This window comes from Streptomyces sp. NPDC039609 (assembly GCF_055596705.1).
This window is the reverse complement of sequence record NZ_JBVIUJ010000004.1, coordinates 257,316-271,975: the sequence shown is the minus strand read 5'-3', so window position 1 is coordinate 271,975 and position 14,660 is coordinate 257,316. Positions and strand designations below refer to the sequence as shown.

Below are 14,660 nucleotides of genomic sequence, written 5' to 3'. Positions count from 1 at the left end.
GAAACGAGCCTTGACCGGAATCCACAGATGGGAGCCGATATCGGGAGCGGGCACGCGCACCTGCCGAATCCCATGGGCCGCTTTTCGGCCAGGCCGACGTTCCTCGAATTCGCGTTCGCATCCTTTCCGTTCGCGCGAACGCGGTGGTCGACGATGTGACTGTCCGTACGACCGGAACCACCTCACCCACCTGCGGGGAGCTAGATCGGTATCGTGAGGCCCCGGCTCCTGCGCGGAGAAGGCTGAGGCACCGGTTGCGGTCAACGTCCGGTGCGAGGACGGATGGTGTTCTGTGGAGGGTTCCTTGGGCCTGTCACATGCCGTGCCCACTGCGGCGGCCGTGTGTGTCATCGGTGCGGGCATGTCCGGGCTGGCGACCGCATACGCGCTCTCGGCCAGGGGAATCGACTTCGCCTGCCTGGAGAAGTCACCGGACGTCGGAGGGATCTGGCGTCGGCCCGGGGCCGGCGAACGGGGCCCGGCCTATGCGTCGCTGCATCTGAACACCGCCAAACAGCTCACCGGCTACTCGGACTTCCCGATGCCGGACGAGCTGCCTCTCTACCCCAGGCACAGCGACGTCGCCGCCTATCTGCGGGCCTTCGCCGAGTGGGCCGGACTCCTGCCCCGCATCGAGCTGCGTACGGAAGTGGTCTCCGTACGGCAGGACGCCGACGGCGGCTGGACGGTCGTCAGTCGCGACACGCACGGAGAGGTGACGGAACGGCGCTTCGAGCACGTGATCGTCGCCTCGGGCCACAACACGGTGGCGGCGCTGCCGGATTCGCTGCCGCCCGGTTCCGGCTCCTTCACCGGAACGATTCTCCACTCGATGGACTACGGCGACGGCGGCGACTTCGCCGGGCAGCGCGTGGTCGTGGTCGGAATGGGGGCGTCCGGCGTGGACATCGCCACGGACCTCTCCCGGCACGCCGCGCAGACCGTGCTCTCCGTCCGCCGGGGGCTGCACATCGTACCCAAGCAGCTCTTCGGCATGTCCGTGGACCTGATCGCCGACGCGTCGTGGTTCAACGACATGCCCTTCGACGAGCGGCGACACTTCGTCGAGCAGGCCCTGTTCGTGGCGCGGGGCAAGCTGTCGGACTACGGCCTCCCCGAGCCCGACCACCCCGTCTTCTCCTCGGCCGTGACCATCTCGGACGAGATTCTCAGCCGAATACGGCACGGCGGGGTGACCCCGAGGCCCGCGATCGCTTCCCTGGACGGCAGCACCGTGACCTTCACCGACGGAACAACGGTGGAGGCGGACGCGATCGTCTACTGCACCGGCTTCCGCATGGCCTTCCCCTTCCTTCCCGCCGGATGTCCGGCGGATCCCCGGCAGGGCGCCGTCGAGCTGTACAAGCGGGTGGTCGCCCCCGACCGGCCCGGCCTGCACTTCGTCGGTCTGATACGTCCCGTGGGCTCGATCACGCGCCTCGTGGAGGCCCAGGCCCAGTGGGTGGCGCGGATCGTCGACGGCGACGTCACCCTGCCATCCGCGGATGTCATGCGCGAGGAGATCGCCACGTACCTGAGTGGCATCGAGGAGCGCTACGGGCGGTCCGAGGGTTCCTCGATCCAGGTGGACGTCGGCCCCTACCTGCGGGAGCTGCGCGAGTTGCAGGACGCGTGACCCCGGGCGGCGGCGGGGAACCTCATGAGTGGACGGCTTCCGGCCGGGGAGCCGGCACGGCCACGGTGGCCGGCGGCCTGACCTCGTACGCCTCCGAGGAGATGTACACGTTCATCCGCGGCGCCCGGCCCTGCTGGTGGACGAGGCCCAGGTACGCGATGAGCCCCACGCCGTCCTGAAGCCGGCGCGAAGTGACGGCGGACAGTGCCCGGACGAGCGGAGCCGGGTCCATGCCGTGGCGGCGGAGCACGGCCACCGCCCGGTCGAGGGCCTCGCCGTCGTGGCGGGCGTAGTCGCGGACCGGGATGTGCAGGGTGAAGCCGCTCGGCAGGCCGGTCCGGCTCTCGGTGAAGGCGTGGCAGCTCAGGCCCGGCCGGCGGTCGAGTGGTACATCCGGGTGGCCGAAGCCGTCGGCGTCGATGTCGTGTCCTGCCGCCGTGCGGAAGAACCGCTGGATCTCCTTCCGTCGCGGGCCGCCGTCCACGCGGGACAGGCCGGCCGCGTTCGCAGCCGACAAGTCCTGGTGCACGAGGTAGACCTTCACCCGGGGTTCTTCCCAGTCGCCCAGATCCAGGGCGAAGAAGAGATGGCGATCGCCCTCGGGCAGCGCCGCGAACGCCCGGCGGTGGCCGAGCCGGCGCAGCGCCTCACGCACCGTGTCGGCGGAACGTTCCTGCCCAGACGCCGCGGGGTTCAGATACACCTTGGCCTTGGGGACACCGCCGGGGACCAGCTCCAGCGCGCACCAGAGCGCCAGCGGACCTTCGGGCTCGGGAGGGAAGAACAGGTCTTCGAGCTCGTCCAGCCGCCTGGTGTCGAATCCCCATCGCCGCGCCATCTCACGGACCACCCGCAGCCCGACGCGCCCGTTCTCCGCCAGGCTGCCGGCGCCGTACCCGGGCTCCAGCAGCACCCTCAGCGTCGGGTCCGCGTCCGGGACGAAGGCGAGCGAGAACTCCACCGGCGTGTGGTCGTCGGAGAGGAAGGAGTGCTCGGGCGGCAGGTCGAGCGGCCGCTCGGCGGCGGGGCCCAGCACGGTGAGCAGCGTCTGGGCGTACTCCGTGGAGTCGGCCCCGCTCAACCCCACGGCCTCGCACAGCCGCAGGACCTGTCTCGCCGCGTGACCGCCGAGCGTTTCCGTACTGCTCCTGAGCGCCCAAGAAGATACCCGCCCGGATGGGCGGGTATCGAGGGGGCCGAAGTCGATGAAACCTCGCATGAAACCGGCGTCGGTGGATATGTGCTCCACGACACCTCCTTAGCCTCGTAAGCACGCCAGAACAACGCGGTGCTCACTACCCCCATGGCTGATCGTTCATGCGGTGGCGGGTAAGCCAAGGGGAGTTGCGTCTGTCACTTCGCCAGCCAGTTGAGGAACTGGCTCCACATTCCGCCGCGTTCGCGCTTGCGGCCGGCCTCGGGCAGCTGCGGTTGCGTGGACGCCTCCGGACGTGCCTGCGCGCCGGTCCGGCGCACGGTCTCGACCGCGGTGAACCGCGCGGGCAGCGTGGTGAGGCCCCGGTTGAACGGGCCCGGGCGCCAGACGAGGCTGTCCTCCGGCACGGACAGTTCGACGTCGGGGAGCTGGTTGAGCAGGCTCTCGACGGCGGTGACGGTGATCTGCCGGGCAGGCTCCTTGGACGGGCAGGCGTGGGGGCCCGCGCTCCATGCCAGGTGGGACCGGTTGCTGCCGGCCTGGCGTGCGGCGGACAGTTTCGGCCCCGAGTTGGCGGCCGCGAAACTGACCATCACGAGATCGCCCGCCCGGAACTTCTGACCGGCGAACTCCATGTCGGCCGCCGGGTAGTGCGCCGCGTAGTTGGCCATGGGCGGGTTGTCCCACAGAGTGTCGTCGAGGGCCTCGTCGATCAGGCCGCCTCCGTCGGCGTACCGGTCGTGAGTGAGCAGCCGATGAAGGGTGTTGCCGATGAGGTTGCCGAGCGGGTCGGTTCCGGCGCCCAGGAGCAGGGCGACCTGATGAACCATCTCCTCGTCGGTCAGCTTCGCCTGATGCTGCATCAGCCACGAGGTGACGTCCTCGCCCGGCCTGGCACGCTTGAGCGCCACGAGCTCACCGACGGCGCCGAACAGGACCTCGACCGCCCGTTCGGCGTTGTTGCCGTCGAACATGCCGGTGATGCCGAACAGCACCCGGTCACCGATGTCGGCGGGGCAGCCGAAGAGTTCGTTGAACACGAACAGCGGCAGCTGCCTGGCGTAGTCACCGAGCAGGTCGGCGGAGCCACGTGCGCTGAACTGCGAGATGAGGTACTCGGAGACCTGCTCGATGGTCCGGGTCAGCTTGCGCGCGTCGACACGGGCCATGCTGTCCGTGATCGCCTGGCGCAGCCGCAGGTGCTCGGCCCCGTCGCTGAACATGCTGTTGGGCCGGTACGCCAGCGCGGGCACGACCGGGTTGTCCGGGCTGATCAGGCCTTCGGCGAGGTCCCGCCAGCGGCGTGCGTCCTTGCGGAAGGAGCCGGAGTCCTGCAGCAGTTGGAGCGCCGTCGCGTAGTCGGTGACGAGCGTGGCCTCCACCCCCGGAGCGAGCTCCACGGGTGCGGTCGGGCCGAAGTGCCGCAGATAGGAGTAGTACGCCTGCGGATCGGCCGCGAACTCCGGCCCGTACAGCGGCACCCGGCCGCCGACGCTGTGGGCGGGGCACCCCGGCGGGGGGACGGGGGCGGCCGTGGGTTGAGCGTCCATGTCTGCTTCCTAGTGAGCGCGGTCCAGCAGATGCCGGACGAGTGTGATCAGCGCGTCGGCGGACGACTGCTCGTCGCGCGCGTCGCAGGTGACGACCGGGGTGTCGTCGAGCAGGTCGAGCGCCTCGCGCAGCGCCCGTACCTCTCGATCCGCCGTGCCGTCGAATCGGTTGACTGCGATCGCGTAGTCGAGACCGTACTGCTCGATCAGGTCGATCACGGCGAAGGAGTCCGCCAGCCGCTCGGGGTCGACCAGCACCAGCGCTCCGAGCGCGCCGCGCGCCATGTCCTCCCACATCTGCACGAAACGCTGCTGGCCGGGCGTTCCGAACAGATACAGCACGACGCGGTCGCTGATGGTCAGTCGGCCGAAGTCCATGGCCACCGTGGTGGTGGTTTTGCTCCGGACGCCCTTGAGGTCGTCGAACGACTCGCCCGCGCGCGTCATCGTCTCCTCGGTGGACAGCGGAGGGATCTCCGAGATCGCACCGATGAAGGTGGTCTTGCCGACGGCGAAGTGACCGACGACGAGGATCTTCACGGCGATCTGCGTCGCTCCGCCGCGGACGTACGCCTGCTCACCCAAACTTGGTGCGTAGTCCATTCAGCACCTCCTCGAGGATGTCACGGTCCGCGAGCGCGGCACGCTGCACGGGCGGGCGGGTGATGAGGTAGCCGCCCTCGGTGAGCGCGGAGAGAAGGATCTTCACCACACCCATGGGCAGCCGCGTGTGCCCCGCGATCTCGGCGACCGAGAGATAGCCGGCGGTGCACAGGTCCAACAGGCCCTGCTCCTCGGGAGACAGCCGCGTCGGACGCTGCTCCTCGTCACCTGCCGCGGTGACGAGGGTGATCAGGGACAGCTGCTGCTCGTCGGGCAGGCCGCGTCCCTTGGTGATGACGTACGGACGCACTAATTCCGCGGCCTCGGGCTCCAGCTCTCCGAAGCCGCTCATGAGCGGACGCCGAGGTTCTCGCGCGGCGGTGTCGTCAGGGCCTTGCCCAACTGCCCGACGAGCTGCTGCATCCGGAAGGTGATGTCCTGCATGTCGACGTCCGGCGAGGCCGAGACGCCGAGGTACGCGCCCTCCCCGGCGGAGATGAGGAAGACCCAGCCCCCGTCGAACTCGACCAGCGTCTGCCGCCACCGCAGCTGGCCGCCGTCGACGAAGAACCCGAGCGAGCGGCTGAGCGACTGCACGCCGCTCATCGCGGCGGCGACGGTGTCCGCGTTGTCCTTGTCGAAGTCCTTCGTCCGGGCCATCAGCAGACCGTCGGCGGAGACGAGGACCGCGTGCAGCGCCCCGGGTATCTCCAAGGCGCTGTCAAGCATCCATGACAGATCGTCGTTCACGAGATCTCATGCCCTTCGCTGCTCGCATCACGTGTGCTGCTGGTTCGATCCGCGGAGTCCGGGCGTGTGGCCCGGCCGGATTGCGTGCCTCGCTGGAAGGCCCCCATGATCGCCGCGGTCTCGGCACCGGAGCGCGTCGCCGCGGGTGCGGTCGTGCTGCCCGGGACGATGGCCATCGGCCGCTTGCGGCGGCGCTTCGGCAGCCCGTCGGCGGTCGAGGAGCCTGCCACGGCGGCTTCGGGGCCGCTCGGGTCCGTCGCGGAGACCGCGGGGACGGAGGGCGTCGGTGCCTTCTTCTCCGGCATGTTGGTGAGCAGCTCGTGCGGCAGGAGGAGAACGGCGCGGACACCTCCGTACGGAGAGCTGGAGTCCACGGACACCTCGAAGCCGAAGCGCTCGCAGAGCACACCGATCACCGCGAATCCGAACTGCGGGGGGCTGCCGAGCCCCGAGACACCGGAGACGCGCTCGCTCGAGAGGAGTTTCGCGGCCCTGGCCCGCTCCTCGTCGTTCATACCGACACCGGCGTCGTCGACGACGATGCAGATGCCCTTGGGCACGGTACGGATGTTGATCTCGACCACGGTGTCAGGGCTGGAGTAGCTGGTGGCGTTGTCGAGCAGCTCGGCGAGAGCCAGCGCCACCGGTTCGACGGAGCGACTGGTGATCGCGAAGTCGACCTGCGAAAGGATCTCCACGCGGCGGAAGTGACGGATCCTGCCCTGGGCGCTGCGGACCACGTCGTAGACCGAGGCGACGTCACGCTGTCGCCCCAGCCAGCCGTCGCACAACACCGCGATGGACTGAGCACGCCGGCCGAACTGCGAGTTCGTGTGGTCGATCTCCAGGAGGTCCTGGAGAATCACGGACTCGCCGTACTTGTTCTGCAGTCCGGAGATGACGGACTGCTGCTCGGCGGCAAGGCCCTGCAGCGTCCGCATCGCGGACTTGAGGACCGACTTGGTGGCGTCCTGGGCACGTTCCTTCTCGACCTCGACGGATTTCGAGAAGCTGATCTCCAGCTCGGTGTAATGGGCCTTGATCTCTTCGATCTCACCCCGCAGAGCCCTTGTCCCCCTGCGCTGGCGGACAATGACGGCGACTGCGCCGATGACGGCGACGAGAAGGACCCAGAGCACTGGGTTCTGTGCGTAATGCGTCATAAGACTCTCTTCAGGCGACTGACGGCCAGCTGCTGAATTCCGTCAATGCGGGTGGACCGGCGGGACCCGTCCGTGCCGGTCATTGCGCGGATGGCCACCGCGGTCGGAGATGTCGTCTTCGCCCATCCCCCGCCCCGCAAGCGCGATGATCGTATCACCGGGCAACGAACAGGTGACCGATCGTCAACAGGGGGGTACCCGATGGGCATTGGGCGGGTTCGACGAGCGTAAGCGGAATGCGCAGGCCGGGCGGCACGGAGAGTTCACGGCCGAGCGGGGCGCGCAGCGCCGGGAGTTCACGAACTTGTACGGAATGACTGGGAATTGCCATCGGGATGCGCGGTGCGGCGGGCGCGTAAACGGGTGCTTCGTCTTCCCGGGAGAGGGTCTGGGTGCCCTGGTGGGGGTCTGTCCCAACGCGGGCCGGATGGCGGCGGCTCATGAAACCGGCCGGGGCGGCTCGCCCCGTAGGGAGGAGTGCCAGGCCGGCGGTCCGGCCCGTAGGGCGCGGTGCGGGCCGGCGGGGATCGGTCCCGGTCGACCGGGACGCGGGCCGGGCTGGGGCCGGGCGGGGCGGTTGCGGGCGGGGCGCGGGCCGGGCGGGGCGCGGGCCGGGCGGGGCGCGGGCCGGGCGGGGCGCGGGCCGGGCGGGGCGCGGGCCGGGCGGTTGCGGGCCTGTCCGGGCTGGTGCGGGCCTGTCCGGGCTGGTGCGGGCCGGTCTTGGCTGGTGGGGGTCGGTCTTGGCTGGTGGGGACTGGCGGGGCCCGATCAGGCCGGCCTGGCGCGATCCGGGCCTACAGGGTCCGGACCCGGCGGGGTGCGGGCCGACAGGTCCGGGCCGGCCGGGTGCGGGCCGGTCGTGCCCCGTCGGCGGCCAGGCGGGGACGGGGACAGTCGGACTCGGACTCGGACTCGGCCCGTGTCGGCCCGGGCCGGCTCGGGCCGACACGGAGGTCGGAGCCGGCCCGAGCCCGGTAGCCGGGACGTTCGTCGGACTTGTGCGCGCCCTGGGTCAGCGCTCGCCCGCGAGGTCCAGGTCTCCGCGGGCCTCCGCGGCCGGAGCCTGTCCCTTGGGGCGGCGCCAGGGGCGGGCGATCGGGACGGAGATGCCTCGCCACCACGGGTCGGCGGGGAGCTTTCCGGAAGGCTCGAAGGGCTCGCCCGGGCGGGGAGACGCGACGGCCTGTCCTGCCTCCGCACCGGCGTCGCTCGTCCACTCGCCGGGCTCCGCCCAGGGGTGCAGGGCCAGGTTGAAGGTGCCCCAGTGGATCGGCAGCAGCACGCCGTGCGGACGGCCGCCCTGGAGGTCGAGATGCGCCTGCACGCCCTCGGCGGGCGTCATGTGGATGTCGGGCCAGTACTCGGTGGAGTACGCCCCGATCTGGATCATGGTCGCGTCGAAGGGGCCGTGTACGGCGCCGATCTCGGAGAAGCCCGGGAAGTAGCCCGTGTCACCGCTGTGGAAGATCCGGTGGTCGGGGCCCGAGACGACCCAGGACGCCCAGAGGGTGTGCTGGGTGTTGCGCAGACCCCGGCCGCAGAAGTGGCGCGCGGGGGTCGCGGTGAGCCGGAGCTCGCCGATCTCGGTGGACTCGTTCCAGTCGAGCTCGCGCAGACGCGACGGAGACACACCCCAGCGCTCCAGATGGGCTCCGACGCCCAGCGGGACCGCGAAGACCGTGTCCGTGGAGGCCAGGGCCTTGATCGTGGGCAGATCCAGGTGGTCGTAGTGGTCGTGGGAGATCACGACGACGTCGACCGGTCCGAGCGCCGCGAGCGGCAGCGGCACGGGGTGCAGCCGCTTCGGGCCGGCGAAGCTGTAGGGCGAGCAGCGGTCGCCCCAGACCGGGTCGAAGAGCACCCGATGGCCGTCGATCTCGGCGAGGACGCTGGAGTGCCCCATCCAGGTGAGGCGGAGCCCCGAGGCCGGGGGCCTGGCGAGGTCGGCCAGGGTGGTGGGGTGGACGGGGATCGTGCCGGTGGGGGCTCGGCGCGCCCGCGCTTCCTTCTGGAAGTAGACCTTGGCGAACTCGACGGTGGAACCGGAGGGCCGGGTCCGGGCGGCCACCGGGTTCTGGAAGACCCCGTCGGCGAAGTTCGGCGAGCGCCGGATGCGCTCCCAGCGCTCCCCGGACGGGTCGGCGCCGAAGGCCTCGGGCCGCAGGGCGCGCAGGCGGGCCCGCAGCGAGTGGTCGGAGCCGGTGCCGGTCACGAGGCCTCCTGATGGTCGGTGTCGTTCCATTATGGGCAACCCGCGCCGCTTACGGCCGGGCCAAGAGGTGATACTGAATAGCCGTTCAGTAACGCTGGCCGAACTCCGGAGTATTCCCATGAGCCCCGCACCCCTGCTGTCCATCGGCTGGACCGACCACGTGACCGGCCGCCGCGGTCATCTGGTCGTCGACCGGCTGGTGCGCGGAGTGGCCAGCGGCGGGCTGCGGATGCGCGAGGGGTGCACGGCCGAGGAGGTCGCCGGACTCGCCAGGGGCATGACCATGAAGGAGGCCCTGCACTACGACCCGACCAGCCGGTACGTCCCGCTGGGCGGCGCCAAGGGCGGCATCGACTGCGACCCCCGCTCCCCCGAGGCGTACGGCGTACTGGTGCGTTACCTCCAGGCGATGCGGCCGTACATCGAGCGCTTCTGGACCACGGGCGAGGATCTGGGTCTGACGCAGGACCTGATCGACCGGGCGGCGGCGGAGGCGGGGCTCGTCTCCTCGATCCAGGCGGTCTACCCCCTCCTGGAGGACGAGGCGGCGGCCCGGCAGCGGCTCGCCGACGCCTTCGAGGTCGACGTGGACGGGATCGGCCTCGACGAGCTCGTGGGCGGCTGCGGGGTCGCCGAGTCGGTCCTCGTGGCGCTGGACCGTGCCGAGCGGCCGTACACGGGAACGCGGGTCTCGATCCAGGGGCTGGGAACCATGGGCGGGGCCACCGCCCGCTTCCTGGAGCGGGCCGGACTCGTCGTGGTGGCGGTCGCCGATGTGAAGGGCACGATCGTCAACCCGGAGGGGCTCGATGTCGAGGCGCTGCTCGCGGCGCGCGACGCGTACGGAACGGTGGACCGCTCGGCGCTGCGGCCCGGCGACCGGGAGGAGTCCGGCGAGGCCTGGCTGCGGGTCGACGCGGAGGTCCTGGTCCCGGCGGCCGTCTCGTACGCGATCGATGCCGAGGCACAGGGGATGATCCGCGCCCGGTGGGTTGTCGAAGCGGCCAACATGCCGGTCCTCCCCGAGGCGGAGGTGCTGCTCGCCGCGCGCGGGGTCGTGGTGCTCCCGGACGTCGTCGTCAATTCGGGCACCAACGCCTGGTGGTGGTGGACGCTCTTCGGCGACATCGGGGCGGACGCGGACGAGGCCTTCGGGTTCACCCGGCGGGCCATGAGGTCCCTGGTGGGCCGGATGCTGGACCGGGCGGAGGCGGACGGGAGTACGCCCCGTGCGGCGGCGCACGCGCTGGTGGAGGAGCGGCTGCCGGAGATCGCCGAGCGTTACGGCTGGTACTGACGGCGCTGGTACTGACGCCGCCGGTACTGACGCCGCCGGCACCGACGGCACCGGTACTGACGGCGCCGGTACCGACGCGCTGGTACTGACGCCGTCGGCCCTGATCGCAGCGGCGCCACGCCCCCCGTAAACGATCATGCCCGCGTCATGTGCTGTGTAGGCTGACCGACGTGGCAAGAGTGCGGTTGAGCGTGGCGGAACGGCAGGAGGAACTGCTCCGGGCCGCCGTCGAACAGATCGAGGAACGGGGCGTGGCGGCCGTCAGGATCGCCGACGTGGCCTCCGCGCTCGGCGTAAGCAACGCACTGGTGCTCTACCACTTCTCGACCAAGGAGAAGCTCGTCGCCGCGGCCTTCGCCTACGCCGCCGAGGCCGACCTCGCGCATCTTCGCCGCCTCCTCGGGAGGCGTACCACCGCCCTGCGCCGCCTGCGCGCGGCCGTCCGCTGGTACGCGCCGACGGGGCAGGCCAAGGGGTGGCGGCTGTGGATCGAGGGCTGGGCGGCCTGCCTGCGGGAACCCGCGCTGCGCGAGGTCGCCGGGGCCCTGGACCAGCAGTGGAAGGCCGCCCTGACGCAGGTGATCGCCGAGGGTGCGGCGGCCGGCGAGTTCCCCTGTCCGGACCCGGCCGTGGCGGCCTGGCGGCTGACGGCCTTCCTGGACGGCCTCGCGGTGCAGATGACCTCGTACGCCGGGTCGCTCTCGCGCGCCGCCATGCTGGAGTGGGCCGACGCCGCGCTGGCCCGCGAGCTCGGCCTCCCCTCCCTGGAGGGCGCCGGGGCGCCGTCCGCTCGGCCTCGGCCTTAGCGGCGGCTCGCGGCGGGAAAGGTCGACACGCGCGCGTACGGCCCCCGTGGCGGTCGGTGCATCATCGAACGTAGGGAGACCATCGACGAGGAGCGGCGATGAGGCTGTCTTTCCTTGAGCCCCTCTACGCAGAGCCGGGCCCGTACGCCTCGGTGTACCTGGACACCTCCCGAGACGCCGAGCATCCCGAGCGGGCGATCGCGCTGCGCTGGCAGCGATTGCGCAAGAGCCTGACCCGTCAGGGCGCGGACAGGACACTGCTGAACGCGCTGGAGGAAGCGGTCGGCACCGACGCGGAGGTGCCGGGAGTGCACGGGCAGGCAGTCTTCGCCGCCCACGGCACGCTCGTCCTGGACGGGGAGCTGCCGAGGCCGCCCGAGCACGATTCCGCGCGCTACAGCACGCTGCCGGACGCGATGCCCCTGGTCACCCAGCATGTTCCGGAGATCCCCTACATGGCCGTGGTCGTCCACTACCGCGGCCTTCCGACGGCCGAGACCCACGGCTGGGTGACGCTGGAGGCGGAGACCGGCACCTGGCCCACCTCCACGGTGACTCCGGGCGAGCGGCTGCACCGCAGGGTCCCGGTGGCGACCTGGCACCGCACCTCCCTCCGGCTCGGCCACCGGCTGGACGAGCGGGCGCGGCGCGCCCATGCCGACGCCGTCGTCGTGGGCGGGGACGAGTGGGCGGGGAACGTGCTGGTCCGCCGTCTGCCACGCACCCTGCGGGACAAGGTCGTTCGCGTGGGCGGCCGGACCCCCACCGATACCGGACGTGCCCTGTTGGAGCCTCAGCTCGACGCCGTCTTCCGCGGCCACATGGCCGCGCACGACTGGGAACTGGTGCAGGTCTTCATCGGCCGGCGCGCCGCCGGCGGACCCACGACGGAGGGGCTGGCCGCCACCGTCGCCGCCCTGCAACGCGGCCAGGTCGCGGCGTTGCTCCTGAACCGGCCGCCCGGGGCCTCGCCGCGGCTCTGGGTGGGCCCTCATCCCACCCAACTCGCCCTGACAGAACAGGACTTGACTTCCTTCGGCGTGCGGGCCCCGCGCGAGGAACGCGCCGACGAGGCCCTCGTCCGGGCCCTCGTCGGCACCGGTGCCGAGCTGGTCGCCGTGCCCGAGAGCGAGCTGACTCTGAACGAGGGCGTGGGCGCTCTGCTGCGGTACACCGACCCCGGGACGCCGTCCTGACGCCCCTCCGTGGCGAACACACCTCGCGCCGCCGACCACCCGTTCGACGTCAGGGGTGCCGACCGACGACGGCCCCTCGACCGCCCCCGGCGCGGAGTTGTCGGTGCGGCTTGGTACAACTGCTCGCGTCAGCCGATCAACGCCGTCCGGTGTCTGGAGCACTCATGACCATTTCGGGATATCTGCAGGAGTTCCACCGCCTGCCCGTGTTCCACTTCCCGGATCGTGACACCGTCGTCGAATTGCCGGACGCCGCTTCCGTTGCCTGGCGCGTCTCCGGCCCGACGTACTGCGAACCCGACGACGAGCAGTGGGAGCAGGTCTTCGCCCGCTTCCTCGCGGACGTCGACACGGAGCGGGTCCGCGCGGTGATCGTCGGCGGCTGGGACGAGGCGTACGAGACCTCCTCCGCGGCGATCGTCGCCGCCCTCGTCGCGGCCAAGGACCGGCTGCCCGGTCTTGAGGCGCTCTTCCTGGGTGACATGAGCTTCGAGGACTGCGAGATCAGCTGGATCCAGCAGTCCGACGTGACGCCGCTGCTCGCGGCCTACCCCGCCCTGCGGGAGTTCGGGGTGCGCGGCGGTTCGGAGCTCGCCTTCCCGGCGGTCCGGCATTCCGGACTGCGCACGCTCGTGGTGGAGTCGGGCGGTCTCGGTGCCGAGGTCGTGCGCGGCATCGCCGGGAGCGACCTGCCCGCGCTGGAGAAGCTCGACCTGTGGCTCGGCACGGACGAGTACGGCGGTGACTCCACGGTCGCCGACCTCGAGCCTCTGCTCGCCGGCGCCCGTCTCCCCGCCCTCCGCCATCTCGGGCTGCGCAACAGCGTCATCCAGGACGAGATCGCCGCCGCCGTGGCGAGCGCCCCGGTGGTCGCCCGGCTCGACCGTCTCGACCTGTCGATGGGCACGCTCACCGACGAGGGGGCCGAAGCGCTGCTCGCGGGGCAGCCGTTGACCCACCTCACCCATCTCGACCTCTTCCACCACTATCTGTCGGAGAAGACGAGCGAGCGGATCGTCGACGCCCTCACCCCGCACGGCGTGACCGTGGACGTCGACGACGCCCAGGACCCGGAGGACGACGGCGACGGCGAGGTCTACCGGTACGTCGCGGTCGCCGAATGACGCACTCCCCGCCCCTCGCGCACACCCGCCTCGCCGTCGTCGGCAACCCGGCCAACCGCCGGGTCGCGTTCTTCCGCGACGCGGTGCGGGCCGCCGGGCTGCCCGAAGTGCGGGTCGAGCCCTGGCTCGACGCCCTACGGGGCGGGGCACGGTTCCACCCGGGCGAGACGGTCCGGCTCGAGTCGCCCGGCGAGGAGCCGGAGGTCGACCGGCTGCTGCGCGGCACGGACGACCCGACCCGGGTCGAGGGCACGGGCCGCTGGTACGCGTCGTTCACGGCAGCCACGGCGGAGCTCGCGCGGAGCGTGGGCGAGGCCGGAGCGGTCCTCGTCGACGACCCCGCCGAGCTGGCGGTGCTGTTCGACAAGCGGCTCGCCCATGCCCGGCTGCGCGAGGCCGGGGTCCCGGTACCGGACTCGCCGACATCGGGGGCGGACGCCCCCGCCGTACGGGGCTGGTCGGACGTCTGCGCCCTGATGGCGGAATCGGGTCTGCGCCGGGTGTTCGTGAAGCTCGCCCACGGCTCGTCCGCCTCGGGGGTCCTGGCCGTGGAGACGAACGGCGCCGGCCGGGTGCAGGCCACCACCTCCGTGGAACGGGCCCCGGACGGGCGTCTCTTCAACTCCCTCCGGGTGCGCCGCTATACGACGGAACGCGAGGTCGCCGCCATCGTGGACGCGCTCGCCCCCGACGGACTGCACATGGAGCGCTGGGTGCCGAAGGCGGCGCAAGGCGGCCGTGTGGCCGATCTGCGCGTGGTCGTGATCGCGGGCCGGGCCACCCATGCCGTCGTACGGACCAGCCGCTCCCCCATGACCAATCTCCATCTCGGCGGTACCCGGGGCGACTTGGGCGCCGTACGTGCGGCGGTCGTCGGCGCGGGCGGACGGTGGACGGACGCCCTCGACGTGTGCGAGCGGGCCGCCGACGCCTTCCCCGGCACCCAGTGCGTCGGCGTCGATCTGCTGCCGGCCGTCGGCTGGCGACGCTTCGCCGTCGGCGAGGTCAATGCCTTCGGTGATCTCCTTCCCGGACTCACCGGCCTCCCCGGCAGCGGCGCGGAGGGCCAGGACACCTACGCGGCCCAGGTCTCCGCACTCCTCCGCAGAAGCCCTGACAGCACCACCGGCAGCAGTCGCACCACAGGAACGAGCATCGTGTGAACCA

The 14,660-nt window shown here is 71.4% G+C and carries 13 protein-coding genes; 6 read left to right on the top strand and 7 right to left on the bottom strand.

What is annotated here, in order from left to right; genetic code table 11:
• The first annotated feature begins 304 nt into the window (after positions 1 to 304).
• Positions 305 to 1,636 (top strand): flavin-containing monooxygenase, encoded by a 1,332-nt coding sequence (locus ACZ561_RS13445; RefSeq protein ID WP_470993584.1) that lies wholly within the window; start codon positions 305 to 307, stop codon positions 1,634 to 1,636.
• A 22-nt stretch (positions 1,637 to 1,658) separates the two neighbouring features.
• On the opposite strand, the gene ACZ561_RS13440 is transcribed toward ACZ561_RS13445, so the two are convergent.
• From ACZ561_RS13440 to ACZ561_RS13410, 7 genes are all read right to left on the bottom strand, one after another.
• A complete protein-coding gene (locus ACZ561_RS13440) occupies positions 1,659 to 2,723 on the bottom strand; it encodes a tryptophan dimethylallyltransferase family protein (RefSeq protein ID WP_470993582.1) in 1,065 nt (354 codons plus the stop codon).
• Positions 2,724 to 2,989: 266 nt separating this feature from the next.
• Entirely contained in the window at positions 2,990 to 4,342 is a 1,353-nt protein-coding gene (locus ACZ561_RS13435) for a cytochrome P450 (RefSeq protein ID WP_470993580.1), read from the bottom strand.
• A 9-nt stretch (positions 4,343 to 4,351) separates the two neighbouring features.
• Entirely contained in the window at positions 4,352 to 4,945 is a 594-nt protein-coding gene (locus ACZ561_RS13430) for a GTP-binding protein (protein WP_329113627.1), read from the bottom strand.
• Complete coding sequence (locus ACZ561_RS13425) at positions 4,920 to 5,297, bottom strand: DUF742 domain-containing protein (RefSeq protein WP_376435728.1); 378 nt, start codon at positions 5,295 to 5,297, stop codon at positions 4,920 to 4,922. Before ACZ561_RS13425 ends, ACZ561_RS13430 begins: the two co-directional genes overlap by 26 nt.
• On the bottom strand, positions 5,294 to 5,695 hold the full coding sequence (locus ACZ561_RS13420) for a roadblock/LC7 domain-containing protein (RefSeq protein WP_329113631.1): 402 nt from the start codon (positions 5,693 to 5,695) through the stop codon (positions 5,294 to 5,296). Before ACZ561_RS13420 ends, ACZ561_RS13425 begins: the two co-directional genes overlap by 4 nt.
• On the bottom strand, positions 5,692 to 6,858 hold the full coding sequence (locus ACZ561_RS13415) for an ATP-binding protein (protein ID WP_376435724.1): 1,167 nt from the start codon (positions 6,856 to 6,858) through the stop codon (positions 5,692 to 5,694). The genes ACZ561_RS13420 and ACZ561_RS13415 overlap by 4 nt, the downstream gene beginning before the upstream one ends.
• Before the next feature lie 1,012 nt (positions 6,859 to 7,870).
• The gene (locus ACZ561_RS13410; protein WP_470993576.1) at positions 7,871 to 9,100 is read right to left on the bottom strand and encodes an MBL fold metallo-hydrolase; all 1,230 of its coding nucleotides are present in this window, start codon (positions 9,098 to 9,100) and stop codon (positions 7,871 to 7,873) included.
• Between the two features lie 88 nt (positions 9,101 to 9,188).
• On the opposite strand from ACZ561_RS13410, the gene ACZ561_RS13405 reads away from it, so the two are divergent.
• The 5 genes from ACZ561_RS13405 to ACZ561_RS13385 all read left to right on the top strand — a co-directional run bounded on the left by ACZ561_RS13405 (position 9,189) and on the right by ACZ561_RS13385 (position 14,656).
• On the top strand, positions 9,189 to 10,367 hold the full coding sequence (locus tag ACZ561_RS13405) for a Glu/Leu/Phe/Val dehydrogenase dimerization domain-containing protein (RefSeq protein ID WP_470993574.1): 1,179 nt from the start codon (positions 9,189 to 9,191) through the stop codon (positions 10,365 to 10,367).
• 170 nt (positions 10,368 to 10,537) lie between these two features.
• Complete coding sequence (locus ACZ561_RS13400; protein WP_470993571.1) at positions 10,538 to 11,173, top strand: TetR/AcrR family transcriptional regulator; 636 nt, start codon at positions 10,538 to 10,540, stop codon at positions 11,171 to 11,173.
• Positions 11,174 to 11,271: 98 nt separating this feature from the next.
• Complete coding sequence (locus ACZ561_RS13395; RefSeq protein WP_470993568.1) at positions 11,272 to 12,369, top strand: baeRF2 domain-containing protein; 1,098 nt, start codon at positions 11,272 to 11,274, stop codon at positions 12,367 to 12,369.
• 164 nt (positions 12,370 to 12,533) lie between these two features.
• Positions 12,534 to 13,493, top strand: coding sequence for an STM4015 family protein (locus ACZ561_RS13390; protein ID WP_470993565.1), 960 nt, complete (start codon positions 12,534 to 12,536; stop codon positions 13,491 to 13,493).
• Positions 13,490 to 14,656: an STM4014 family protein gene (locus ACZ561_RS13385; protein WP_470993562.1), complete on the top strand. Its 1,167-nt coding sequence runs from the start codon at positions 13,490 to 13,492 to the stop codon at positions 14,654 to 14,656. The genes ACZ561_RS13390 and ACZ561_RS13385 overlap by 4 nt, the downstream gene beginning before the upstream one ends.
• The last annotated feature ends 4 nt before the right edge of the window (positions 14,657 to 14,660 follow it).

Coding starts and splice junctions, on each gene's coding strand:
- ACZ561_RS13425 (WP_376435728.1), bottom strand. CDS start 5,297: ATGAGCGGCTTCGGAGAGCTGGAGCCCGAGGCCGCGGAATTAGTGCGT.
- ACZ561_RS13405 (WP_470993574.1), top strand. CDS start 9,189: ATGAGCCCCGCACCCCTGCTGTCCATCGGCTGGACCGACCACGTGACC.
- ACZ561_RS13395 (WP_470993568.1), top strand. CDS start 11,272: ATGAGGCTGTCTTTCCTTGAGCCCCTCTACGCAGAGCCGGGCCCGTAC.
- ACZ561_RS13385 (WP_470993562.1), top strand. CDS start 13,490: ATGACGCACTCCCCGCCCCTCGCGCACACCCGCCTCGCCGTCGTCGGC.
- ACZ561_RS13390 (WP_470993565.1), top strand. CDS start 12,534: ATGACCATTTCGGGATATCTGCAGGAGTTCCACCGCCTGCCCGTGTTC.
- ACZ561_RS13410 (WP_470993576.1), bottom strand. CDS start 9,100: ATGGAACGACACCGACCATCAGGAGGCCTCGTGACCGGCACCGGCTCC.
- ACZ561_RS13415 (WP_376435724.1), bottom strand. CDS start 6,858: ATGACGCATTACGCACAGAACCCAGTGCTCTGGGTCCTTCTCGTCGCC.
- ACZ561_RS13435 (WP_470993580.1), bottom strand. CDS start 4,342: ATGGACGCTCAACCCACGGCCGCCCCCGTCCCCCCGCCGGGGTGCCCC.
- ACZ561_RS13430 (WP_329113627.1), bottom strand. CDS start 4,945: ATGGACTACGCACCAAGTTTGGGTGAGCAGGCGTACGTCCGCGGCGGA.